The 23,678-nt window shown below is 56.7% G+C and carries 22 protein-coding genes; 9 read left to right on the plus strand and 13 right to left on the minus strand.

Features of this window, described 5'->3' with window-relative positions; all coding sequences use genetic code 11:
* Nucleotides 1-63 precede the first annotated feature (63 nt).
* A complete protein-coding gene (amrS, locus tag QZL67_RS10220) occupies nt 64-888 on the plus strand; it encodes an AmmeMemoRadiSam system radical SAM enzyme (protein ID WP_022290621.1) in 825 nt (274 codons plus the stop codon).
* 27 nt (nt 889-915) lie between these two features.
* Nucleotides 916-1,476, plus strand: coding sequence for a flavin reductase family protein (locus tag QZL67_RS10225; RefSeq protein ID WP_022290622.1), 561 nt, complete (start codon nt 916-918; stop codon nt 1,474-1,476).
* A 69-nt stretch (nt 1,477-1,545) separates the two neighbouring features.
* Here the strand turns inward: QZL67_RS10225 and QZL67_RS10230 are convergent, their stop codons facing one another.
* The 3 genes from QZL67_RS10230 to QZL67_RS10240 all read right to left on the minus strand — a co-directional run bounded on the left by QZL67_RS10230 (nt 1,546) and on the right by QZL67_RS10240 (nt 4,955).
* Nucleotides 1,546-2,082, minus strand: coding sequence for a pyridoxamine 5'-phosphate oxidase family protein (locus tag QZL67_RS10230; RefSeq protein ID WP_022290623.1), 537 nt, complete (start codon nt 2,080-2,082; stop codon nt 1,546-1,548).
* Nucleotides 2,083-2,281: 199 nt separating this feature from the next.
* A complete protein-coding gene (locus QZL67_RS10235) occupies nt 2,282-4,249 on the minus strand; it encodes an oleate hydratase (protein WP_022290624.1) in 1,968 nt (655 codons plus the stop codon).
* A gap of 145 nt (nt 4,250-4,394) precedes the next feature.
* Nucleotides 4,395-4,955, minus strand: coding sequence for a TetR/AcrR family transcriptional regulator (locus QZL67_RS10240; RefSeq protein WP_022290625.1), 561 nt, complete (start codon nt 4,953-4,955; stop codon nt 4,395-4,397).
* Between the two features lie 216 nt (nt 4,956-5,171).
* On the opposite strand from QZL67_RS10240, the gene QZL67_RS10245 reads away from it, so the two are divergent.
* From QZL67_RS10245 to QZL67_RS10260, 4 genes are all read left to right on the plus strand, one after another.
* Nucleotides 5,172-5,588, plus strand: coding sequence for a MarR family transcriptional regulator (locus QZL67_RS10245; RefSeq protein ID WP_292920287.1), 417 nt, complete (start codon nt 5,172-5,174; stop codon nt 5,586-5,588).
* A gap of 118 nt (nt 5,589-5,706) precedes the next feature.
* Nucleotides 5,707-7,089 (plus strand): MATE family efflux transporter, encoded by a 1,383-nt coding sequence (locus tag QZL67_RS10250; RefSeq protein WP_022290627.1) that lies wholly within the window; start codon nt 5,707-5,709, stop codon nt 7,087-7,089.
* 51 nt (nt 7,090-7,140) lie between these two features.
* Nucleotides 7,141-7,719 carry an AAA family ATPase gene (locus tag QZL67_RS10255; protein WP_022290628.1) on the plus strand — a complete coding sequence of 193 codons (579 nt, stop codon included), beginning with the start codon at nt 7,141-7,143 and terminating at the stop codon, nt 7,717-7,719.
* A gap of 76 nt (nt 7,720-7,795) precedes the next feature.
* Nucleotides 7,796-9,154: a radical SAM protein gene (locus tag QZL67_RS10260; protein WP_022290629.1), complete on the plus strand. Its 1,359-nt coding sequence runs from the start codon at nt 7,796-7,798 to the stop codon at nt 9,152-9,154.
* Nucleotides 9,155-9,295: 141 nt separating this feature from the next.
* Here QZL67_RS10260 and QZL67_RS10265 read toward each other — a convergent pair whose 3' ends face one another.
* Nucleotides 9,296-10,471, minus strand: coding sequence for an MFS transporter (locus tag QZL67_RS10265; protein ID WP_022290630.1), 1,176 nt, complete (start codon nt 10,469-10,471; stop codon nt 9,296-9,298).
* A gap of 151 nt (nt 10,472-10,622) precedes the next feature.
* Between QZL67_RS10265 and QZL67_RS10270 the strand changes: the two genes are divergently transcribed.
* Entirely contained in the window at nt 10,623-11,057 is a 435-nt protein-coding gene (locus QZL67_RS10270; RefSeq protein ID WP_022290631.1) for a MarR family winged helix-turn-helix transcriptional regulator, read from the plus strand.
* Nucleotides 11,058-11,156: 99 nt separating this feature from the next.
* Here the strand turns inward: QZL67_RS10270 and QZL67_RS10275 are convergent, their stop codons facing one another.
* The 7 genes from QZL67_RS10275 to brnQ all read right to left on the minus strand — a co-directional run bounded on the left by QZL67_RS10275 (nt 11,157) and on the right by brnQ (nt 18,881).
* Nucleotides 11,157-11,945 (minus strand): YcxB family protein, encoded by a 789-nt coding sequence (locus QZL67_RS10275; RefSeq protein ID WP_022290632.1) that lies wholly within the window; start codon nt 11,943-11,945, stop codon nt 11,157-11,159.
* 226 nt (nt 11,946-12,171) lie between these two features.
* The gene (locus QZL67_RS10280) at nt 12,172-13,212 is read right to left on the minus strand and encodes an aldo/keto reductase (RefSeq protein ID WP_022290633.1); all 1,041 of its coding nucleotides are present in this window, start codon (nt 13,210-13,212) and stop codon (nt 12,172-12,174) included.
* An 18-nt stretch (nt 13,213-13,230) separates the two neighbouring features.
* The gene (locus QZL67_RS10285) at nt 13,231-14,529 is read right to left on the minus strand and encodes a GntP family permease (RefSeq protein ID WP_022290634.1); all 1,299 of its coding nucleotides are present in this window, start codon (nt 14,527-14,529) and stop codon (nt 13,231-13,233) included.
* A gap of 53 nt (nt 14,530-14,582) precedes the next feature.
* Nucleotides 14,583-15,905: an amidohydrolase family protein gene (locus QZL67_RS10290; protein ID WP_022290635.1), complete on the minus strand. Its 1,323-nt coding sequence runs from the start codon at nt 15,903-15,905 to the stop codon at nt 14,583-14,585.
* A 15-nt stretch (nt 15,906-15,920) separates the two neighbouring features.
* On the minus strand, nt 15,921-16,262 hold the full coding sequence (locus QZL67_RS10295; RefSeq protein ID WP_022290636.1) for a TIGR04076 family protein: 342 nt from the start codon (nt 16,260-16,262) through the stop codon (nt 15,921-15,923).
* A gap of 548 nt (nt 16,263-16,810) precedes the next feature.
* The gene (locus QZL67_RS10300; protein WP_022290637.1) at nt 16,811-17,506 is read right to left on the minus strand and encodes an aspartate/glutamate racemase family protein; all 696 of its coding nucleotides are present in this window, start codon (nt 17,504-17,506) and stop codon (nt 16,811-16,813) included.
* A 25-nt stretch (nt 17,507-17,531) separates the two neighbouring features.
* Nucleotides 17,532-18,881 (minus strand): branched-chain amino acid transport system II carrier protein, encoded by a 1,350-nt coding sequence (brnQ, locus tag QZL67_RS10305; protein ID WP_022290638.1) that lies wholly within the window; start codon nt 18,879-18,881, stop codon nt 17,532-17,534.
* A 353-nt stretch (nt 18,882-19,234) separates the two neighbouring features.
* Between brnQ and QZL67_RS10310 the strand changes: the two genes are divergently transcribed.
* Both QZL67_RS10310 and QZL67_RS10315 read left to right on the plus strand, forming a co-directional pair.
* On the plus strand, nt 19,235-20,308 hold the full coding sequence (locus tag QZL67_RS10310; RefSeq protein WP_022290639.1) for an alpha/beta fold hydrolase: 1,074 nt from the start codon (nt 19,235-19,237) through the stop codon (nt 20,306-20,308).
* An 88-nt stretch (nt 20,309-20,396) separates the two neighbouring features.
* On the plus strand, nt 20,397-22,097 hold the full coding sequence (locus QZL67_RS10315) for an ABC-ATPase domain-containing protein (RefSeq protein WP_022290640.1): 1,701 nt from the start codon (nt 20,397-20,399) through the stop codon (nt 22,095-22,097).
* Between the two features lie 155 nt (nt 22,098-22,252).
* On the opposite strand, the gene QZL67_RS10320 is transcribed toward QZL67_RS10315, so the two are convergent.
* Both QZL67_RS10320 and pgmB read right to left on the minus strand, forming a co-directional pair.
* Nucleotides 22,253-23,023, minus strand: a complete 771-nt coding sequence (locus tag QZL67_RS10320; protein ID WP_022290641.1) for an HAD family hydrolase — start codon at nt 23,021-23,023, stop codon at nt 22,253-22,255.
* Entirely contained in the window at nt 23,020-23,673 is a 654-nt protein-coding gene (gene pgmB, locus QZL67_RS10325) for a beta-phosphoglucomutase (protein WP_022290642.1), read from the minus strand. The genes QZL67_RS10320 and pgmB overlap by 4 nt, the downstream gene beginning before the upstream one ends.
* Nucleotides 23,674-23,678 lie beyond the last annotated feature (5 nt).

The raw sequence follows: 23,678 nt of genomic DNA on the forward strand, positions 1-23,678 counted from the left end.
GAAAGGCGGCATCCGGGCAGAGGACCCCTATACGCTCCAGCGATTTAAGGTGGTGCGGCATCTATGAGAGCGCAATGTGACCTCTGTTTTCATCACTGCATACTAAGTGAGGGGCAGACCGGAGCGTGCCGGGCCCGGGCCAACCGGGGTGGACAGATCGTCTCCCTCAATTACGGAAAGCTGACCGCACTGGCGCTGGACCCCATCGAGAAAAAACCCCTGCGCCGGTTCAAACCTGGCAGTATGGTGCTGTCGGTGGGGAGCTTCGGCTGTAATCTGCGTTGTCCCTTTTGCCAGAACGCGGAGATCGCCGCGGCGGGGGAGGAGATCTTTGCCCGAGCGTGTTCGCCTGAAATGTTGGGGGAGGAGGCTCTCCGCCTGCGCAGCCGGGGAAACATCGGCGTGGCCTATACCTACAACGAGCCCCTGGTGGGCTACGAGTATGTGGCGGACTGCGCCGCACTGGTGCACAAGGCCGGGATGCTCAATGTGCTGGTGACCAACGGAACCATCGAAGAGGGGCCGTGGCAGGCTCTGTTGCCGCTGATCGACGCCGTCAACATCGATTTGAAGGGCTTCACCGAGGAATGGTACCGCATCCTGGGCGGTGATCTGGAGACGGTCAAGCGTTCCATTGCATTGGCGGCCCGAACCTGCCATGTGGAGGTCACCACGCTGATCGTGCCGGGGGAGAATGACGGCGAGGCTGAGATGCGCGCCCTGTCCGGGTGGCTCACCTCGGTCAGCCCGGATATTCCGCTGCATGTCTCCCGCTTTTTCCCCCGCCACCACATGACGGACCACCCGCCCACGCCGGTGGAGACCGTCTATCGTCTGGCCGATGTGGCGCGGGAAAAGCTACGGTATGTCTATACTGGCAACTGCTGAAAACCAATTGAACAGGAGGAATCTTTCATGCGCAAAAATTTCGGAGCAAAACCCTGGACGTATCCCCAGCCGGTCTTTATCCTTGCCACCTACGGAGAGGACGGCACCCCCGACGCCATGAACGCGGCTTGGGGCGGGATCAGCGATGACAGGGAGCTGTCCATGTGCATCAGCGCCGAGCATAAAACCACGGCCAACATCCTGGCCCGGAAGGCCTTCACCGTCAGCATGGCCACGGCGGAGCAGATGGTAGCCTGCGACTATGTGGGCATCGAATCCGGCAACAGCGTGGCAGACAAAGTGAAAAAGGCGGGCTGGCACACCACAAAATCGGAATTTGTGGATGCGCCTCTCATTGACGAGCTCCCCATGGCGGTGGAGTGCCGCCTGGTGAGCTATGACCCGGAGAGCTGCCGCCTGGTAGGCGAGATCGTCAACGTCAGTGTCGATGAGTCCGTGCTGGATGAGGATGGGAAAATCGACCCGGACAAGCTCCGGCCCATTACCTTTGACCCCATCCACAATGCTTACCGCGAGCTGGGCGAGAAGGTGGGCAACGCCTTCCGGGACGGGGCAAAGCTGAAATAGGTGGTTCCAGGTCTGCATAAAAAGCCGGATGGATATTCCCATGGTTTCGGGATGTCCATCCGGCCTTTTTTATGCGTTGTCTGGAATGAGTGTCTGCCGTGGCGAGCAGCCCAATTCCTTGAATTCGGAAAACAGGCAATCGATGCGCGTTGGATGTACGCAGATCAAATGCATGGGGCTGCTGAGCTTCTGCAGTGCCTGCAGTGAGATCTTTTTGAATGCCGCGTGGGCGGTATAGGTTTCGTTGAAGGGCTCTATCAGTTCGGCTCTGCCCGTGACCTGTATCCCGTGCAGCTTGGCGAAGCCCTCATACTTGTCGTAGATGGCAAGGCAGACATTGGAGTTTTCCGCTAAACCGATGAACTTTTTGCCGCCCTCGGAAAACATCCAGAAGCAGCCGTCGTGGTAGCTGTACTCAATGGGGGTGCAGCGCACATAGTCCCCGGCCCCGGTGGCCAGGGCGCAGGTGTTGCCCCGCTGTATATAGTCCTCGATCATGGCCTGCAGCTTAGCTTTATCCAATTTGACGCTGCCGGCGTCTTTTTCATCCCAGTAACGGGCTGCTGCCTGGAGGGTCTCATGGGTATAATAGGATGTGTCAGACATTTGTGCATCCGCCTCCTTTACCCGTTATTGTACGCTTCGCGGAGACGATGGTCAACGCAAGGAGAGAAATTGTTTTCCACCGGTGCAAAAGTATCATAAAAGCGGATTGCAAGAAAGCAGGGGAGAGGGACAGGTGAGCGCCCGCTGAGACCGTGCTTCTCAGCGGGCGCTTTGCGGTCTGTATTTTGAAAAAAGAAAGTTACAGCATCCCGTTCCGGAGAATGTTGTGGTCCCGCAGGACCTTTTCCACAACCGTTCCCTGGATTTTTCGCAGCAGTGGCTTTTTCAGCAGATTCAGCGGGCCGGGAAGCTCCATTTCCAGGGGGGATTTACCATCCATCAGGCAGACAGAGCTGTCCAGCAGGCAGCGGATGTCATATACGCTGCCCCATACCTCGGGTACGCCCCGGTCCACACCCAGCAGCCCGTAGACCGCCTCCATGGCGGTGCGTACGGAGTACTCGGTGGTGAACACGGTGTCCCGGGGCGTTTGCGCAAATTGCCCCAGGAAAGCAAAGTTCACGCAGCCGTCGGGAATGACGTCGGGGCGGTCGCCCTTGGCCCGGGGCATGAAGAAGGCAGTGATATAGGGCATCATGGTGGGGACGCACACGGCGCTCTTCTCTGCCAGCTCCGGAATCAGGGCCTCCGGCACGCCGATGTGATAGAGCCACTCCTCCGTGATCTCCTTTCCAGTGCACTCCTTCATCGGCTTTTTCACATAGTCGCCGGGTACGTCGGTGAAGAGACCGTACACCCAAATGCAGACTTTTTCCGCATCCTGTTCCTTGAACTGCCCCTGGCGGTTGATGGTCCAGCTCAAGAGCCACTTGGAGTCCCGGCAGCTGACGATGCCGCCGGTGACCACGCTGCCGCTTCTGGGGTCCCGTTTGCAGATGTTGGTGAGATAGGGGAGAATCTGATCGTCCAGTGTGGTGATGGTGGCGGACTCCCAGTTGGTCTTGCTTACGTCGGAGCAGAACTTCTCCGGGCGGCCGAAGGCCGGGTCCTGCCTGGCGATGTTCTTCCACAGGTTCCAGCAGCCGCTGGTCCGGATTTCCGCGTCCCCGTTGGGGGCGTGGTTCTGGTCTCCGTAGATGGTGCCCTCGGTGCAGGAGCCGTTGGTAACAAACACCAGGTCGTTCTCCGTGAGGACGATGCCACGTTCCACGCCCTTGACTTTGCACTCAATGGCCGTGGCGGTCTTTTTGCCGTCACGGATATCGAAGAGGACATTGGTCACCTCGACGCCGAACTGGAAGTCCACCCCGGCGGCCTCCAGGTATTTCTGCATGGGCAGGATCAGGGACTCGTACTGGTTGTAGCGGGTGAACTTCAGCGCACTGAAATCGGGGAGTCCGGCGATGTGATGGATAAAGCGCTGGAAATAGAGCTTCATCTCCAGAGCGCTGTGCCAGTTCTCAAAGGCAAACATGGTCCGCCAGTAAAGCCAGAAGGTGGAGGAGAACACTTCGTCATCAAATACATCCTCAATGGTCTTGTCGTAGAGTGCCTCATCCGGGGTCATAAAGAGCTTGACGATCTCCATGCAGGCCCTCTCACTGAGGTCGAATTTTCCGTCGGTGTGCGCGTCCTGCCCCCGGTTGACCGTAGCCCGGCACAGGGAGTAGTTGGGATCGTGCTTGTTGAGCCAGTAGAACTCATCCAGCACAGAGGCACCGGGCTTTTCCAGGGAGGGGATGGAACGAAACAGATCCCACAGACATTCAAAGTGGTTTTCCATCTCCCGGCCGCCTCGCATGACATATCCCCGGCTGGGGTCAAAAATACCGTCGCAGGCCCCGCCGGCAATGTCCATGGCCTCCAGAATGTGGATGTGGGAGCCGGGCATCTGTCCGTCCCGCACCAGAAAACAGGCGGCTGCCAGGGCTGCCAGGCCGCTGCCCACAATATAGGCGTTTTTCTCCTCCACACCCTCCGGTTTCTCCGGCCGGGCAAAGGCCTCATAGTTGCCGCTGGAATAGTAGATACCCTTCCGGTTTCGCTCGTGGCGGCCCAGTTCGGTATTGCGGTAGGGATTGGGAGAGGAGTCCACTGCTTTTTCCGCAGCCTTCTTTGCGTCTGCCAGCTTCTTTGCAGCCACAGCCGCTGCACCGGCGCCGGCCAGGCCTGCGGTCGCTACCAGCTTTCCAAGGTTCTTTGCCATCGGGAAAACCACCTTTCCAAGTGATGCCGCTGTTTCGGCGGAACTTTTGTGATGACCTTATCCTACCCCGTTTTTTCCGCTGCTTCCATTTACAAATGGGGCCCGGTGATTTGTTTTTAATCACCGGGCCCGGTTTGTAAAAGATTTAGTGACCAGAAGTAAAATTTCGGATGGAGTTGGAGATGTTTCCCTGCATGGTGGTGCTGATTTTCTGTACAATGATCTGATAGTCCGCACTCATCCCCTGCCTGATCCAATCCAGCATGATGCCTACAAAACTGTACTTGTAAAACTCGGCAATAAAGGTCTTGTCCGTCTCGGAAATCTCTATGCCCTCACTTTTTTCGTCCACCACGCCCCGGATCAGATCATAGGTCAGTTTGAACAAAAAGCGCTCCATCTGGTCCCGGCTGATACACCGGTAGGCGTTGAGAATGAAGGGCTTATTTTCCAGCACGGCCTCAAAAATCTGCATGAGGCCTTCGTGCCAGGTGTCATAAGTCTTTTTTCCCTGAAGGGCTTGAGTGGCATCCTGGATGCACGCCCACTCCACCAGATCGTAGATATCCTTGAAGTGATAGTAGAACGTCATGCGGCTGATGCCGCAGTCTTCGGTAATGTCCCGAATGGTGATTTTATCCAGGGGCTTTTTCAGCATCATTCGTTTCAGGGATGTTTCCAGCGCCTGCTTGGTGGTGTTTGACACGGACGTCACTCCTTATGAGGGTTTTCCCTTATTATACAGGGAAATCGACGGCTTTCAAGATGGGACATTTGCCTGCGGCCTGTTTGATCCACCCGCGGCACAGTTCCACCGATGTGCAGAAGGAGTAGCCTTGACAAACCATAAAAGCAGAATATAATATGTAATTGGTTACGTATTTGAGGGGGCGGGACAATGTCGGTCAGCATGCCGTTTGGTTTGAAAATTGCGATTATCAACCGGGCCTTCCGCAAGAAAATGGATGAAAAGGCCAGCGCCATGGGGCTGACGTCGGTGCAGCTTCGTGTGTTGGGGTCTGTCAGCCGTTTGGAGGCGTCCGGGGTATCGGAGATTCATCAAAACGATCTGGAGCAGATCGAGCATGTGACACATCCGGCTATGACAAAACTTCTTCAAAGACTGGAGAGCAAGGGATTTATCCAATGTGTGCCCAGTGCCAGGGACCGGAGATACAAAAAAATCACCTGTACGGAGCAGTCTGCCGGAATCCACAACATGATTCTTGCGCAGGATGAGGAAGTTTTGTCGGAGTTATGTAAGGATTTTACGCAGGAGCAGAAGGACGAGCTGCTCAAGCTGGCAGATCTGATCCTGAAAACGATCGACTCGGAGTGATTTTCAGGCAGCGAAAACTGAATTCCCCAGGCAGCGTGCTGAGGATACCACTCGGGCACGCTGCCTGCTTTTTCTTTAAATACGTAGCTAGTTACCTATAAAGGAGAATCTAGAAAAGATGGAACAAGCAATCTCAGAAACCAAAAGTCCGTTTGCCACAGAACCGATCGGGCGGCTGATCGCAAAATTTGCCATTCCCTGCGTCATTTCTCTGCTGGTAAACTCGCTGTACAACATTGTAGACCAGATCTTTATCGGCTGGGGCGTTGGATATCTGGGGAACGGCGCCACCAACGTGGTATTTCCGATTACGATCATTGCGCTGGCGCTTTCCCTGATGATCGGTGACGGCGGCGCGGCTTATCTGAGCCTGAAACTGGGCGAGGGGAATATCGACAGTGCGAAAAAGGGGGTCGGCAATGCCATCACCATGGTGACCATTGTCAGCATTGTGCTGCTGGCGGTTTTTCTGGTGGGAATCAATCCAATTTTGACGCTGTTTGGCGCGACGGATGTTCTGCGGCCCTATGCACTGGAGTATGGTTATGTCATTGGTATCGGACTTCCCTTCATGATGATTCCAGCGGCGCTGAACTCCATGATCCGGGCGGACGGCAGCCCGAAATATGCCATGTTTTCCATGGCTCTGGGTGCGGTGATCAATACGATCTTTGACCCTGTCTTCATTTTTATCTTCCATATGGGGGTCCGGGGTGCTGCCATTGCCACGGTCATGGGGCAGGTAGCCACTTTCATTGTGTCGGTTGTGTACATTTTCCGCTTCAAAACCTTCCGCTTTGACACCTCTGCGCTTCGCCTGCATGGAAAGACCTGCAAAAAAGTGCTGAGCCTTGGCATCAGCAGTTTCATTACGCAGATCGCCATTACGATCGTAATGGCGTTGTCCAACAACCTGCTGGCAAAGTACGGTGCGGATTCGATTTACGGTTCTGAGATTCCGCTGACGGCCATGGGCATCGTGATGAAGGTCAATCAGATCCTGATCTCGATCTTGGTTGGTATTTCCACCGGCGCACAGCCTATTATCGGCTTCAATTACGGGTCCAAAAATCTCACCCGTGTGCGGAAGGCCTTCGATATTGCCCTCATTGCGTCGGAGATCGTGGCAATTATTGCATTTTTGATTTTCCAGTTTGCCCCGATGAGTGTTGTTTCCCTGTTCGGTTCTGAGGAGGGACTGTACAATGAGTTTGCGGTGCTGTCCTTCCGGATTTTCCTGCTGTTTTGCCCTCTGACCGGCTTCCAGACCGTAGCGGCAATCTATCTGCAGGCCATCGGAAAGCCTGCCAAGTCGGCGCTGCTCTCCCTGTCCCGGCAGATCATCTTCTTTGTGCCGGCAGCCATCATCCTCCCCATCTTCATGGGGGTAACAGGCGTCCTTTGGACGGGTCCTGTGGCGGATGGCCTGGCCTTCATCCTTTCTCTGGCCTTGATCGTGTATGAGAGAAAGCAGCTGAAAAAAGTGCCGCTTTCCCAATAAGCGGTCCATCACTTTCCATCCAAGATATTGCGTGAAGGGAGATAACAAACGATGAAAAACAGAGTGATTACCATCAGCCGTGAGTTTGGCAGCGGCGGCCGCACCATTGGCAAACAGGTTGCAGAGGAGCTGGGCATCCCCTGCTATGACAGAGAACTGATTCAGCAAGTCGCAGAAAAGAGCGGTTTTACGGAAAATTACATCCAGGATGCCGGCGAATATGCTCCCGGCGGATTCCTGGCGTCTGCATTCTCCCATCGGTCTGCCGGTCCCAACAATGCAGACTATCTCTGGAAGATTCAGTATAACATCATCACGGAGCTGGCCGAAAAGGGACCGTGCGTGATCGTGGGCAGATGCGCGGACTATATCCTCCGGGACAAGGCGGACTGCCTGAAGGTTTTTATTCACGCGGACATGGCGTTCCGGGCCGACCGGATCGTGAAGGTATACGGTGAGCGGGAGGAGTCGCCCGAGCAGCGGCTCCGGGACAAGGACAAGCGCCGGGCAGCCTATCACCGCTTTTATACCAACATGAAGTGGGGCCACGCACAGAATTACGATATTACCCTCAACAGCGGGACCCTGGGCATTGAGAAATGCGTGGAGATCATCAGGGGACTCTATTGACAGCATCCCCAAACCCCAAAAGACAGAAGCTGCGGACTGACATGCCGCATGCAAATTCAGATCGGAGGAGATTACAATGGAAGATCAGTCCATGTGGGAATCCATTCAGGCTTACGCCGCCAAGCAGGCACTAAAATTCGTTGAACACGAGCCGGAAAAGAATCTTTCCAAGCTGCTGGACTGGGCAGACCAGTTTGATAAAGATAATCGCTACCAGTCTCAGCGGAAGATTTTTCACCAGATTCTGGATCATCCGGAGGGAAACTGGTACCAGCTGATCCAAAGAGTGTTTCAGCTGGACCCCGGTGTGCGGAATGCATTTTTGCAAAATTTCATGATCAATGCCACGCTGATTGGGCGTGCCAGAGGGAAAAAAGTCGCGGAGCAGGAGAATTGCAATATCCCCTGGGCGATCCTGCTGGACCCCACCTCCGCCTGCAATCTCCGCTGCACCGGCTGCTGGGCGGCGGAGTATGGTCACAACCTGAATCTGGATCTGGACACCATTGACCGCATTATCCGTCAGGGCAAGGCTCTGGGAACGCATATGTACATCTACACCGGCGGCGAGCCGATGGTACGCAAAGCGGACCTGATCCGAATCTGCGAGATGCATCCGGATTGTGAGTTTCTGGCCTTCACCAACGGTACGCTGATTGACGAGAATTTCTGTCAGGAGATGCTGCGGGTGAAAAACTTCGTTCCGGCCATCAGCCTGGAGGGCTTTGAGTCTGCCAACGACGGCCGCCGGGGAGAGGGCAGTTTCCAAAAGGTGCAGGCGGCCATGAAGCTGCTCAAGGACCACAAGCTGCCCTTTGGCATTTCCACCTGCTACACCAGCGCCAACTACAACGACATCAGCAGTGAGGCGTACTTCGACATGATCGTGGAGGCGGGCGCATTGTTCGTGTGGTTCTTCCACTACATGCCGGTGGGAAATGATGCCGTTTCGGAACTGCTCCCCACCCCGGAGCAGCGAAAGGCCGTCTATGAGCAGATTCGGGGATTCCGGAAAACCAAGCCCATCTTCAGCATGGACTTCCAGAACGACGCGGAGTATGTGGGAGGCTGTATCGCCGGTGGGCGCAATTATCTGCACATCAATGCCGCCGGCGACGTGGAACCGTGTGTATTCATTCATTATTCCAATGTCAATATTCACGACTGCTCCTTGCTGGATGCCCTGAAGAGCCCACTGTTCATGGCTTACCACGACGGACAGCCCTTTAATGAGAACATGCTGCGGCCCTGCCCCATGCTGGAAAACCCGGAGTGTCTGCGGGAGATGGTGAAAAAGACCGGAGCCAAGTCCACGGATCTCCAGTCCCCGGAGCCGGTGGACCATCTGTGCGACAAATGCCAGCCCTATGCCCAAAACTGGGCGGGAACGGCGGACCAGCTCTGGCAGGAGAGCCGGAAACAAAAAGAAAACTAAGCAGCATATCCCCAAAAGAGCGCCAGAGGCGAGCAGATGCTCGCTCCCGGCGCTTTTTCTGTCAGCTGTAAAAGCAGGGAAAACCGGCACCGCCACGGTTTTGGCGGTGCCGGTTTCTTCTACGTGTGGACTAAACTTTGCTCAGGCAGCAGAGTCTGTTTTCAGTTTGCGGTAATACCGGTCCACATATGCCACATAGACGATTCCGCCGATGACATAGGCGATGGCCGTCAGGGCAAAGCCCATGGGCAGTCCAATGGGTTCCTGGAGGCAGCCCATCAGGAGGGAGCCGATGCCGATTCCCACATCATAGGAGAGCATATAGGTGGCGTTTGCCACGCCGCGCTTCGGAGCCGGTGTTGTTCCCGTCACAAAAGACTGGAAGAGGGGCTGCAAAATTCCGTAACCAAGTCCGAAGAAAACGCCGGCGAGGAGCAGGTGGATACCAGTGGACAAGAAGAGGTAACTGACCATGGTCACAATCAGGATCACCAGGCTGAGATAGACCAGAACACGGTGCTTTCCGGCGTCGATCATCTTCTGGGTGGACAGCTTGGAGGCCAGCATTCCCGCCACCAGGCAGATGTAGAAGTAGGGGAGGAAGGACGTCAGTCCCTTTTCCTGAGCCAGAATGGAGGAATAGGCAATGACCGCGCCGTACGGGATCATCAAAAACATCATGTTGAACATGAAGGGGAGGGCAGGCCCATAGATGGAATCCCGGATGGAAAACTTCTTCCGTTCCACCTTGGGGTAATGAATCCGGCAGCAGGATACGCAGATCAAAGCGGCTACCGTAATGGCAAAAATCGTGAGGAAAGAGGCCTTGCTACTCATGTTTTCCTGCACCTGAAGACCCACATAGGGTCCCAGCGCCATGCCGATGGATACGGTAAAGGCAAACCGGCTGATGCCCTCTGTGATTTTCGTCCGGGGCAGAACGTCGCCGGCCAGCGTCATAGTGGCGGACCCGCAGACAGAATAGACGGCGCCCATGTACAGTCGGACGACGATCAATGCGCCAAAGATGGGAAAGGCGATAAAGGCAGGGAAGGACAGGCAGAACAGCGCCAAAAACAGCAGATAGACCCGATAGCGGTTGAAGTTATCCAGGAGATAACCAGCCACCGGGCGGAACAGAATGGTGGCAACGGACATAGCCGTCAATACGATTCCGATTTTCGAGCCAGTGATGCCGATCTCCTGACAATAAATCGGGATGATGGGAATGGATGCGTAGAAAGCTGCTAATACAAGCAGGTTTGTGATAAAGAGAAGAATAAACCTTCGATTCCAAATTTTTTCCGTTTTTTCCATGCGGGCAAAGCTCCTTTATGTGCATAAAATGAATATGGTGGCACATGCCACTATATTAGCGTAACACAGATTCCACCCTGCGTCAATATCTGGTTGCAAGTGCCACTAAAACGGATTATAATAATGGAATCGTTTAAAGGAGGTATGTGATATGCCTTACATCGCGGACAGTCCCTTTAAATCAATTTCCATTCTGTATCGGAAATCTCATATCTGGCTCAACAACGGCTGTGCTCAATATCACCTGACGGCTGCTCAGGCGGTTGTCATTCTGATCGCCTGTGATTTCAATGTCTTGACCCAGGATGAGATCACGAAGCGGCTCTCTTTGGATAAAAGCGTCATTGCCAAGACGGTGACGAAACTGGAGGAGACAGGGTTTCTTGTCCGTACCACCAATGTGAAGGACAAGAGGACATACGATATCCGTCCCACAGAAAAGGCATGGGAGGTATATCCGGCTGTAAAGGAGCAGGTGGATGAGAGCTTCCGGCGTATGACACATCAAATGACGGACGAGGAGCGGGGGGAATTCAAACGGCTGTTGTCGCTGGCTGCGGATGCCAGCATTGCCCTGGACGACTGACGCAGGCAGCGGGACGAGCCTGCTGCCTGCGTGGTAAATGGATGATTCAAAACACGGTATGTATGGGAAACCGGGATGTGATGTCAACGCCGCTTCGTCCTAGATTTTGACATATTGGGTCTGCTGGCTGAGAAAGTCCCGCAATTCGGGAATCGTACCGGCCAGCAGATCCTTTTTCTGCAAAATCATGATGGTGTTACCGCAAACGGGCAGGAGCAGGTCCTCGGTTTCCAGCACAAATGTAACATCATGGTAGGGAACCGTGTGAGTCCCCGGTTCCGCTGTCTCCCGGCTCATGGTCATTCCCTCACCGGAGAAGGCAACGCGCAGATTTTCCGTGTCCTTCAAGGAACTTTTTTCCAGCAGAAGTTTCCGAGCTGTCTGGTCAAAGGGCGTCTTTTTGGCCTGTTTCCGGGGCAGTAAGGCGGCGACCCCGATGACTGCACAGACGATCCCGAAGGGGAGCAGCGCGCCCAACTCCGTCGGGGCTCCCAGTGCGCCGAAACAGAGGACTGTTCCCGTGACCAGATTTAAAATTCCCAGAAGAGTCCGGCTGTACTTCCACAAATACGTTACACCGCTCCCATAGCTTGCCGCGCCGATCAAAAGGAGGAGCAAAGCCCCTTTCTGCATCAAGAATCCGGGGACCAGGAGCACAACGGCAAGGGCCCAGTTCCAAAACCCCAGAAACGCACGCCGCTTTCTCCGGTTTTCCCGGACGGCCTGGGGGCATTTTTCCACGCTGTTGAGCTTGTCCGTCAGGTTCCACATCTTGGGGTATTTTTGGCGGGAGACCAGTTCTGTCCGCTGCTCCAGAGCACGGCTTACCTGGGGACACAGCCGGACGGGATCCGGGGCGGTGATTTGAAAAGAAAAGGTCTGTTCCATGAGATCCTCCTTTTTACATATGCGGCAGGCGCACATGGGGAATGAGGAGGAGAGTATACCATAGCGGCCCCAAAATTCTATGAATTCTTTTTGAACTTTTCAGAGGAATGCTGCCTTTTTGTATCTATTTGCATAAAAAACAGGTCCCCGGCATAGCCGGAGGCCTGATTTTTATTTATGTGGAAATGAAGAATCATATCCAACGAGTATGCCGGCGGGGAAACGCTCACTGATTCAAATCCGTGAGGATGATGCTCTGGTATCGGGGAGAAGTCCGCTCCAATTCGTAGCATTCTCCTTCCGGCGTTGGGTACTGGCTCAAAAATGCCCGGATGGTGTCCAGGTCCTCCTGGGCAAGGTCAAATTGCAGCGTCCGCACATTGGAGGCCACATGCCGGGAGTTCCGAGTACCCACCATCACGGCTCCCACGCTCTTTTGGCGGAGAATATACTGGGTAGCGACATTGGCGATGGACACCTGATATTTTTCCGCGATCTCCCGGAGCAGCAACAATAACTTCTGTAGCCCTTCCCAGCCCAGAGAGTCCTCAATGATCTGCATGTACTTCACCTGAGAGCGAGTCTCCGGAGCCTCGTAGGTCTTGCCGATATACCGCTCATCCAGAAAGCCACCGGCCAGGGTACCGTAGCAGAAGGTATAGATGCCGTGCTGGGCACTGTATTCCAGCAGCGTCCGCTCAGGCCGCCGGTCAAACATGGAGTACTGGGCCTGATTGGAGACCACGGGGATGCCGGCATCCACCATCATCTTCAGATGCTGGGTGTCCATATTGCACATGCCGATGTTGCGGATCTTGCCCTTTTCCTGGAGGTGTACCAGGTCAAAGGCAGTGTCCATCATCCCCGGTACGCTGAAATCCCACCAGTGGAACTGCACCAGGTCCAGTGCCTCCCGATGCATCCGCTTGAGGGAGCGGTCCACGATCCGCTCGGTGTAAGCCCGGTCGATGGTGGGCAGGATGGCCTTGTCGGGGACGAACTTTGTGTGGACCTGAATGTCCTCCTCCCGGTAGTTTCCGTCCCGCTTAAGTTCATTGACGAACTGGCCGATGATCTCCTCCACGCCGGTGTAGATGTCGGCGCAGTCGAAGGTGGTGAACCCCTGGTCCACCAGCATGTGGAAGGCCCGGAGGGCGTCCAGGATGTCCAGATGGCCCTGGAGGCAGTGCTCGGCAGAGAGCTGCCAGCAGCCGTTGATGATCCGGTTGAAGGTGTAGCCGTTGGAAAACTGGTTTTTTTGCTGCATGGAAAAGACCTCCTCAGATTATCGGATGCCGATCATGGCGAACAGAATGGCAATGATGGTGGCGATGGTGGTGTTGAGCACAGTGGTTACCGCCACATGCTTGTAGCCCTCCCGGTGGGTGACATTGCAGGCGTTGAGGGTCAGCACTACGGCGCTGTTGTGGGGCAGGGAGTCAAAGGTGCGGGCGGCGGCGCAGATGACCCGGACCAGGGAGGCGGGGTCGCCGCCCATGGCCAGCAGCTTGTCGCTGAAGCTGTCCAGTACGAACTGAACGCCGCCTGTAGCGGACCCGGAAACGGCGGCGATCACTGCTACGCAGATAAAGGCGAAGAGATAGGGATTGCCGCCGGAAATCCGTTCCAGCCCGCTGAGCAGCAGCTCGTATCCGGGGACGGCAGTGACGATGCCGCTGAAGCCGATGATGGCGCAGGTGGCCAGGACAGACAAGGAACCTTTGGCCGCTTGATTCAAGGTATCGGTGACGCCTGCCAGACCTCCCAGCCGCCGGAAGAACAGCACGATGGCGGCCAGACTCCCCAGATAGAGGGAGGCGTAGGCGGGAACAGAAAATCCATTGAGCGCCGCCAGCACCGCACCGATGGGGACCACTGCCAGCAGCGGATGGGGAAGGCCTTGCTTGTGGAGATCGATCTCAAAGGACTCTCCCGCCAGCGGCACAAAGTGCTCTCCCCGTTTCCGGGCCTTTTTGGCCTCCCGGTGCAGATAAGCGGCATTGGCGACGAACAAAAATGCCGACAGGAAGATGCCAGTGACAGGGCCAGCGGCTGCGGGGACCCCAAAGGCCTCAGTAGCCAGAATGTTGGTGGTGTCGGCGATGCCCGGCAGCATCTGCTGGGACACGCAGGCACCCAGCACACAGGCGGGAATCAGGCTGCGGGGAATGTCCCCCACCTTGAAAAAGGCGCAGGCGATGGGATAGACGGTGAAGATGATGACGAAGACGTTGATCCCGCAGAAGGTCAAAAGCCAGGACACGGTGAACACGGCCACCACAATGCCCCGGGTGCCGGAGCGGCGGATGACGGCATTGGCGATGGACTCCGTCAGTCCGCTTTTTTCCAGAAAGCACCCCAGCAGCTGCCCGCCAAGAAAAAGGGGAAACATGCTGGTGACGGACCCGGCCACGCCCTCCAGATAGGCACTGTAGCCGTCCAGTAATCCGATGCCGCCGGTGGCGGCCACCAGGAATGCGGCTGCGCTGGAGAGAATGATGATGCTGATTCCCCGCAGGGACCCGGCCACCACCAGGAAAAGTGCCAAGAAAATGCCGATGAGGCTGATGATCTGTGGATTCATATGGATTGCGCTCCTTCCTTTGTGTCAGAATGTGGATTGCGGCAGATCACCGCTCACCAGATTCGGAAGGTCCCTCCGTCACAGGGAACGCCTGCCATCATGGGGTTGAAGTTCTGCTTGGTGATGGCGGGCAGATTGCTTTTCACCAGCCGGCAGCCCTTGGAGACGAGCCGCAGATTCCGCAGGTCCCGGATGTTCTCATCGGGACGGCCCTCCACGATGAGAAAGTCTCCCAGCTTGCCGGGCTCCAGGGTGCCGGTCTCCGCCAGCACGCCGCACAGCTCCGCACCGTTGCGGGTGGCGCAGCGGATGGCCTGGAGGGGCGTCATCCCCACGTCCTCCACCAGCAGTTCAGTCTCCCGGACAGTGGGGGTGGTGCCGTCGATGGGGTCGGAGGGCAGCAGGTCGGTGCCGGTGCAGATGGTGACGCCCGCCTGAACGGCCCGGCGGCAGGAGCGGATGTGTTCCTGAGCAGCGGCAGCCTGCTTGCGCAGATGCCACTCGGCGGAGCCGTGCTTTTTCAGATAGTCGTTGCAGTGGGAGACCACCAGGGTGGGCGTCAGGAAGGTGCCCTTTTTCGCCATCATGCGGCAGGTCTCGTCGGAGAGGGTGTAGGCGTGCTCCACGGAGTCCAGTCCCAGCCGGACGGCCTGGGCAATGGCTTTGTCGTTGGAGAGATGGGCGGCGATGCGCTTGGAGTTGTTGTGGGCCACCTGGATGCAGGCCCGGACCTCTTCCTCCGTCATCTGGATGTCCATAGTGCCCTCGTAAGCACCCTCCAGACCGCCGGTGTACATCAACTTGATCTGATCCACGCCCTGGGCCAGCTGGCCCCGCAGTCCCCGGATGAATTCATCCGCTCCGGAGCACTCCACGTTGCGGGGGGTGTTGTGACCGTGGCCGGCGTGGGGGCAGAGGGCGGAGCCGCAGGTAATGATCCGGGGACCGCCGAACATGCCCTTGTTGATGGCGTTGCGGACGGCGATTTCCGAGGTGTCGGCGTTGCCCACGCCCCGGAGGGTGGTCACGCCGCACAGCAGAGCCTCGCAGGCCCGGCGGTAGGTGACCATGGCCCGGTAGGCGTCGCCGAATTTATCCACGTAGTAGGGGAGGTAGGGCAGCTCCAGGGACAGGTGGACGTGAGTGTTTATCAGCCCCGGCAAAATGGTATAGGTGCTGTCGGAGAGATCCAGCGCGAACACCTCACCGTCGGCAGTGACGGAGGGATCGTAGTCCGCGGCGCTGCCGCAGTAAACCAGACGGTCGTCGGATACGGTGTCCCCGTTGAAAAACACAAAGACGGCGTTCTCAATGGCCGGAGCACCGGTGCCGTCCACCAGACGGACGTTTCGGATGACGGTGTACTTTTTTCTCATGGTGATAGACCTCCTTCAGATCGGTTCGTCGTCCAGCGGGACCCGGGTACATGTGCTGTGGTGCTGCCGGCGAAGTTTGGTGCGGGTGATTTTGAACCGGGCGCCGCAGTTGGGGTCCGGACAGGCGATGTAGGCGTCAGTGCTCATCCAGTCATTGGGGTCCCGGACCCGCTGCTTGGCAGGCAGCAGGGGCAAGATGGCGGCCATGGCGTACATGGAGAAGGCCCCCGGCTCCGGGAACACCAGATTCTCCCCTTCCACCAGAAAATAATCTCCTACATGGTGGCTGCACACCATGGGCCGGTCCGTGGCGGTCACCTCCACCTTCAGGTCGTAAATTTCAAAGCTGTCGTCCATGTTTATCTCCTTTCGCGCCTTTCAGAAAATAAAAAAAGCCTGTCCCTGAAGAAATCTTCTTCAAGGACAGGCTGAAAAAACCTGCGGTACCACCTTGCTTGACGCCCCTGGGGCGCCCACCTCAACGGATGCCAACACATCCTGTGCCTGATAACGGCGGCCTCCCGTCTCTGCTGACTCCACAGAACAGTGCCTGTGTTTCGCTTCACCCTCTGAGGCCCACTCGCAGCTGCTGCACCGCCCGGCTCCCACCACCCCGGACTCGCTGAAAGGCCGTCTTGCCGCGTATCTTCCTCATCAACGGTTTACTTTGTGAAATTGGGCACAGTATAGCATCACAGATTTGCCCTGTCAAGAGAAAAATTTGTGTTTAAAATCGTTAAAAAAGCGCAAATACTGCGGAAAATGCTGCTGCAGAGTGAGGTTCCGGCCAACGTTAGAAACGAAGAATTGTCTCTGACTGGAGGAGCCTGCCGGGCTGCGGAAAAGCCCGCCTGACGCATTTGAAGCGTCGGACGGGCTCTTTTTCCAGGGGTTTGACCGGACTCTCAATCCTTCATGATCTCCCGGATGATGGCGGCCACATGGATCTTCACTGTGTCCAGACAGGGAACAGGGGTGATGTCGGAATTCAGAATGGTGGGAAGTTCTGTGCAGCCCAGAACCAGTCCCTGGATTCCCTGCTCCTGTGCCATTTGCTCGGAAATATTCAGCAGACGGTCTCGGGTGGCAGGGACGATTTTTTCGTATACCAGCTCCTCATAGATCTTCTTGTGAATGAATGCCATGTCCTCCTCGCCGGGAATGGCGACTTCGATCCCGCGTTTACGGAAGGGAATTTTGAAGAAGTCGTTTTTCATGGTGAAGCCGGTGCCCAGAAGGCCCACCTTGGAATAGCCCCGCCGGGCGGCCTCCTCCGCGGTGGCCTCCACGATGCTGATCAGGGGGATGGGGCTGCGGGACTGCACCTGATCGAAGATCAGATGGGCAGTATTGGCAGTGAGCACCGCAAAGTCCGCGCCGCTGGCCGCAAGGCGCTCGATGGGCTCCATGGTATAGTCCACCAGCTTGTCATATTCTTTTTTGTCACACAGATCTACCCACTTGAACAGGTCAATGCTCTCAATGGACACGTCGGGGAAGAAATCCCGCTGGACTTCCTTCTGAACGCCATAGACAATATCGTGATAGTAAGAGATCGTGGACTCGGGACCGATTCCGCCTACAAGACCAACTTTTTTCATGTTTGAAATTCCTCAACTTTCCCGTTTACTGGTCTTCGGATTCCTGCAGCATGGGATATGCCTCGCCGCCGGAGAATTTGACGATCAACGTGCCTGCCACAAAGCCGATGATGCAGGGCAGCAGCCAGGCGAAGCCATAGGCGGACAGGGGCAGTGCGTCGTACAGATGCTCCAGGAAGGAGATGTGGATGTTGGTGATACCGCTCTGGTTCATGGTGACCACGGCCTCGTAGATGCCCACCAGGGCGGCCATCAGGACAGTACCCTTCCAGGAGCCGTGGTTGGGGACGATTTTTCTGGCGCAGCCCAGCAGTGTCAGCACGATGGCCACGGGGTAGATCAGCACAAACACGGGATAGGTGTAGGTGATGATCTTGGCAACGCCCATGGTTGCCAGCAAAAAACCCAGCACGTCATAGATCAAAATGCAGGTCTTGAGCTTCAGCTTGCCGTGGGTCAGCGTTTCCGTCAGCTGAGAGATGGTGGTGATGACGCCGATGGTGGTGGTGAGGCAGGCCAGCAGAATCCCAACGCCCAGCGCGGCGGTGCCAATGCGGCCGATGCAGGTTTCCACCAGAGCCACCAGCAAAGCGGTCTGGTCCATGGAGGAGTCAAACATCCCGGAACCGGTGGCGCCCAGATACAGCAGTCCGCCATAGACGATCAAAAGACCAATCAGTGCCACCACGGCGGCCTTGGTGACAGCCTTGTTCCGCTCGGATTTCTTCTGGTAGCCCTTGGCCTTGATGGATGCGATGAAGGTGCCGGCGATGACGATGCCAACGGCTACGTCACCGGTCTGATAGCCCTGCAGGAACGCATAGGTGAAATTCCCGGTAGAACCGGTGTCCACCGGGGTCCCGATGGGGCTGATGATGGAGGCTGCCACAATGATGATCAGGATGATCAGCAAAAACGGCGTCAGATACTTGCCGATGATGTCGATGAAGGAGGACTTTCTGGTGGTGAAGAACAAAACCAGGCCATAATAGCACAAAAGTCCGATGATCAGCGCCGCCCGGCTGTTCTGTAGGGAGGGCAGTACGCTGAACACGCCTGTCTCAATGCCCACGCCGCCCTGGCGGGGAATGCCGCAGGTGAGAATGAAGATGACAAAGAACACCATGTACGCACTGCAAAACCAAGAGGAGACAGGACGGCACAGCCGTTCAAATCCGCCGCCCATGTTGTCCACAGCGATGATGGTTGCAATAGGGAGCATAATTCCGGACAGGGTCAGTCCCGCGATGGCGGACGGCCAGGCCGATCCGGAGACAACGCCGATCAGCGGCGGAAAGATCAGGTTTCCGGCGCCGAAGAACACGGCGAACAGCGCAAAGCCTACGACCAATGCGTCTTTTGTTTTCTGATTCATACACATTACCTCCAGAACACATCAAACCTCCCTGCGCCCGCTCTCAGGAGGGGCGGAGGAGTCGCTCAATAAAAAGGCCTTTTATATGCTGAACACCATACCACGGTTTTGTAATCGTGTAACTGTAATTTTTTTGGAAAATTTCTGTAATTTTTTAAGATGTACTGGCGGAATTTGAAAAAGTTGATTATACTCAATTCATACTGGATTTTTTTAACCAAATTTGGGGACCCGTTTTTACACGGTATGGGAAGTCCCAAAACGCGATTTGAAATGAGGTGTTCGCTGTGGGAAATCCATCTGCTTCTCTGTATTCATTTCATATACCGGGAGCACAGGGGAAGCTGGCCTGCATGCTGTATTCCGCCGGGTCTGACCGGGATTACCCCACGGTCATTTTTGCCCATGGCTTTCCAGGACATGAAAAAAATGCGGCGCTGGCACAGCTGCTGCGAAAGGCCGGATTTCATGTCCTGATTTTCTATTACGCCGGTTCCTGGGGGAGCGAGGGGGTCTTTTCCTTCGCCGGAAGCATCCAGGACACAGTAGACGTCATTGACTTTTTAATGGCGGACAAAACATACCACATTGACCGGCGCTATCTCTTTTTGCTGGGACACAGTTTCGGCGCGCCGGTGATTGCCCGCGCCATGGAGCAGCGCCCCTTTATCTATGGCGCGGTGTTCCTGATGCCCTATGATCTGGGGCGGCTGTACAAGATGAGCCGGACCGATCCGGAATTGGAGGAGAGCCTGCTGGGACTTCTGCGGGAGGGCGCAGAGTTTATGCCCCATACCTCCTGCCAGCAGTTCTATCAGGAGATCCGGGAAAATCCGGACTACTATTCCTATTTTCCCCTGGTGGACATGCTGGCACAAAAGCCGGTTTACTGGGTGAGCTGTAAAAACGACGATCAGGCTTCCGAGAAGATTCACACGCTTCCTTTTATGGAACTGCTGAAAAAAGTTCCCCACAGCCGGATTTTGTGGCACAGCTATGAAACTGATCACTATTTTTCCAATATGCAGGAGCAGCTGGCCAGAGAGATTGCCTGCTTTATTGAGTCCGCCATCGCCAGGGATGAGGCTGTCTGGCTGGACGGTGCCGCGTTTCAGGAGCGGCTGTCGTCCATTTTGTCCCGGGAATTCAAGACCATTACCAGCAGCCAGGCGGCACAGCGGTTCCATATCAGCAAGCCGTATTTTTGTGCCATGGTCAAAAAGGTGACGGGAACAACGTTCAGCCAGCTGCTGCTTCGCCATAGGATGGAGCTGGCGGGCCAGATGCTGACGTCCGGCACGATGCCGGTGGTGGCAATCGCGGATGACCTGGGTTACAGCGACGCCTCTTATTTTGAAAAAGTCTTTAAAAAATATTACGGTTGTTCCCCGGCGGAATTCCGCAGAATGGGCACGCAGTCCGTTTGAGCAATCCGCAGAGACAGACCGCAGCGGAGCCGCCGGAGATACTTGCCCGGTGGTATGGTATCATGAGTAAACGATCGGAGGGATCGATATGCAGACATCATCGGATTTGAAAGCCCTGCTTGGCAGAATCGACCGGAGGGGGTACCCGGCTTATAAGGATACAAAGGGAGCATATCGGTTTTCAACCTATGTGCTCTCCATTGACCATGTCCAAGGGGACCCTTTTGCAGCGCCTTCCCGGCTGAGTATTCATGTAGACGGAAAAACGGCGGCTTTTCCGCCGGAGCTCTATGAGTTGCCCTGCCAGCGGATCGCCCTTCAAGATGCGCTAACCCGCCGGTTTGGACATCAGGCGGAGCAGATCTCGTATCAGGCGAAAGGCTCTGGACACAGCGGACTGATCGCCGTCAGCCGCTGTGGTCAGGAGGTGCTGGAGCGGACCGCCTGCCAGCTGGACCCCCAAACCGGCGGCATCTTGCTGCGGCTGGAGGTTGGGTTCCCCGCCAATGGCAGAACCATCAACGCCCGGGAACTGGAAAAGATCCTGTTTGAACTGCTGCCCCGATGCGTGGAAAATTCTTTGCTCTATCCAAACCTGGATGCGCAGCGGCTGCAGGCCGTGGCCGACCTGGCGGAGGATCAGCACTATATTCGGCAGACGCTTCCGAGACTGGGGCTTTGTGCCTTTGTGGCCGACGGCAGCATCCTGCCCCGGGTTTCCGGCGTCTCAGCCCTGCCTATGAAAGATGCGGTGGCATTCCAGTCTCCCAAAGAACTGGCGGTGACGCTGGAATTGCCTCACCGGGGGCCCCTTACTGGCATGGGCATCCCCAAAGGCGTCACACTGATCGTGGGCGGCGGCTATCACGGAAAGTCCACGCTGCTCAAAGCGCTGGAACTGGGGGTCTATGACCATATCGCCGGAGATGGCCGGGAGTATGTGATTACAGACGCGACCGCCGTGAAAATTCGGGCGGAGGATGGACGCAGCATCCGGCGCACGGACATCTCCCTCTTCATCAGCGGACTGCCGAGCGGCAAGGATACTACTGCCTTTGTGACGGAAGATGCCAGCGGCAGCACATCCCAGGCGGCCAATGTGGTGGAGAGCATGGAGGCGGGGACGTCGCTGTTGCTGATGGATGAGGACACCAGCGCCACTAATTTTATGATCCGGGACGAGCTGATGCAGCGGGTGATCCGCCGGGACATGGAGCCCATCACACCGCTGATCGACCGTGTGCGGGAGCTTTATGAGCGTCACGGGATTTCCACCATCATCGTGGCGGGGAGTTCCGGCGCTTACTTCCATATTGCCGACCGGATCATCCAGATGGACCGGTACGTACCCCGGGACATTACTGCCCTGGCAAAGCGGGAGGCTCAGGCATTTCCCATACACAGCGAACCGCTGCTGCCGGCGGAGACACCGGCCTTTGACCGCCGGCCCAAGGCGTCCCAGGAGCTGTGCGGCGATCGGGTGAAACTCAAGGCCTTGGGACGGGACGGAGTATCTGTCAACCGCGAGACCATCGATCTGCGGTATGTGGAGCAGATCACTGACAGTGAGCAGGCGGCGGCCCTGGGATACTGTCTCCTTTACGCCCAGAAGCACCTGCTGGACGGGCGGCGGACATTGCGGCAGGTGGTGGACGCACTGGACCAGCTGCTGGAGCGGCAGGGTCTGGCGGCTTTGTGCGGGGGCCGTTCCGGTGCGGCGTTTCTAGCCCGCCCCAGAAAGCAGGAGATCTTTGCCTGCTTTAACCGGTATCGGGGACTCAGACTGTAATATACCCGCGGTTCCACTCATTGCATATAGTAAAAGGTCCGGCCCTGCGGAATTTCCGCAGGGCCGGGCCTCTCTCGAAATGGGCCAAGATGCAGGGATAGGCGGCACGGAGTGCAGGGAGGAGGGGGCCCTGCAAAATCGACCCGACAGCTTTTCTAGAGCTGGGACAGCAGGTCTTCCACACGGGTGCAGCGGCGGGGGAAGCGGCGGCGCAGATCCTCCACGGCATTGTCCATGATGTAGGGGGCTCCCACGAGTTCCAGCATGGGAAGGTCGTTGTAGTTGTCCCCAATGGCCAACACTTCCTGCGGGGAAACGGACACCGCGGCACACAGGGCCCGGATTCCCGTGCCCTTGTCGGCAACAGTAAAGTCCAGCCATTTTTCGCCGGCCACAGCTGTCTGAAAGCGACTTTTCCACTTGGGTGCCAGCAGAGGCTCCGCCGCCTGCGCGCCTTGCCGGCAATAGGCGGAGACCTTCACCAGATCCTCGGGCACCTCCTCCGGCCGGTTGACCAGCGCAATCCGGTTGCCCACAAAGTACCGGATATGATCGATGATGTCTGGCTCCTTGGGGCAAAGATAGCTGAGGTTGACACCGGAGATCATCACCTCGCACTGGTCGGCGGCGAGAATGTCGTGGCAAAGCGCTATGGTGCAGGTCCGCTCCATGGCCTGCTTGGCCAGCAGCTTGCCGGGATTGCCGGGACCGAATACCACCGCACCGTTTTCGCATACGTAATAGAGCTGGTCCGCCACGGGGGCAAAGAGTTTTTGCAGGCTGCTGTACTGGCGGCCGCTGGCCGGACAGAATCGGATTCCCTTTGCCTGCAGCCGGACGATTTGCTCGAATACCTGGGGGGAGAGTTCCGTTTGGCCCTGCTGGAGCAGTGTGCCGTCCACATCACATGCGATCATTCGGATCATAGGGCCGCCTCCGTTCCGGGGCACCGCTCCAGCAACTGGGACAGTGTCCGCAGGTTCCAGTCTCCCTCGCCGGCCTGTGCCGCAGGTCCCATGGCAGCGGCAATGGCCCCCGCCGCCCGGATGGACTGCACCCCGGCGGAGGCATCGTCCACGCCCACGCAGTCCCGGGGGGAAAGGCCCAGTACCTGGGCAGCCTTGCAGAAGACCTCCGGGTCCGGCTTGGAGCGGGTGATGTCCATCCCGTCCACCACGCCGTCCAGCAGGCTGCCAAGGCCGGTTTTCTGCAGAATCAGTTCAGCGTTTTTGCTCCCGGAGGCCAGCGCCAGTTGGTACCCCCGTCTGCGCAGTTCCGTCAGAACATGCACTGTCTCCTCCGGCACATCTGCCGGCGTCAGTCCCTGAAGCAGGGTCCGATAGTGGCGGTTTTTCTCCGCCGCAAACTGCTGCTTTTCCTCCGGTGTATAGGGATGGATGCTGTTTTGCAGCACGATTTCCAGGCTCTCCATCCGGGACACGCCTCTGCACCGGTCTCCCTGGTGCCGGTCAAAGGAGATTCCCAAACGGTCAGCCAGGGCCTTCCAGGCATGGAAATGGAATTGATCGGTGGAGAGCAGCACACCATCCAGATCGAATAAGATCCCTTTTATCACCCCAC

It is taken from the genome of Oscillibacter sp. CAG:155 (assembly GCA_000436875.1).
GTDB lineage: Bacteria > Bacillota > Clostridia > Oscillospirales > Oscillospiraceae > Oscillibacter.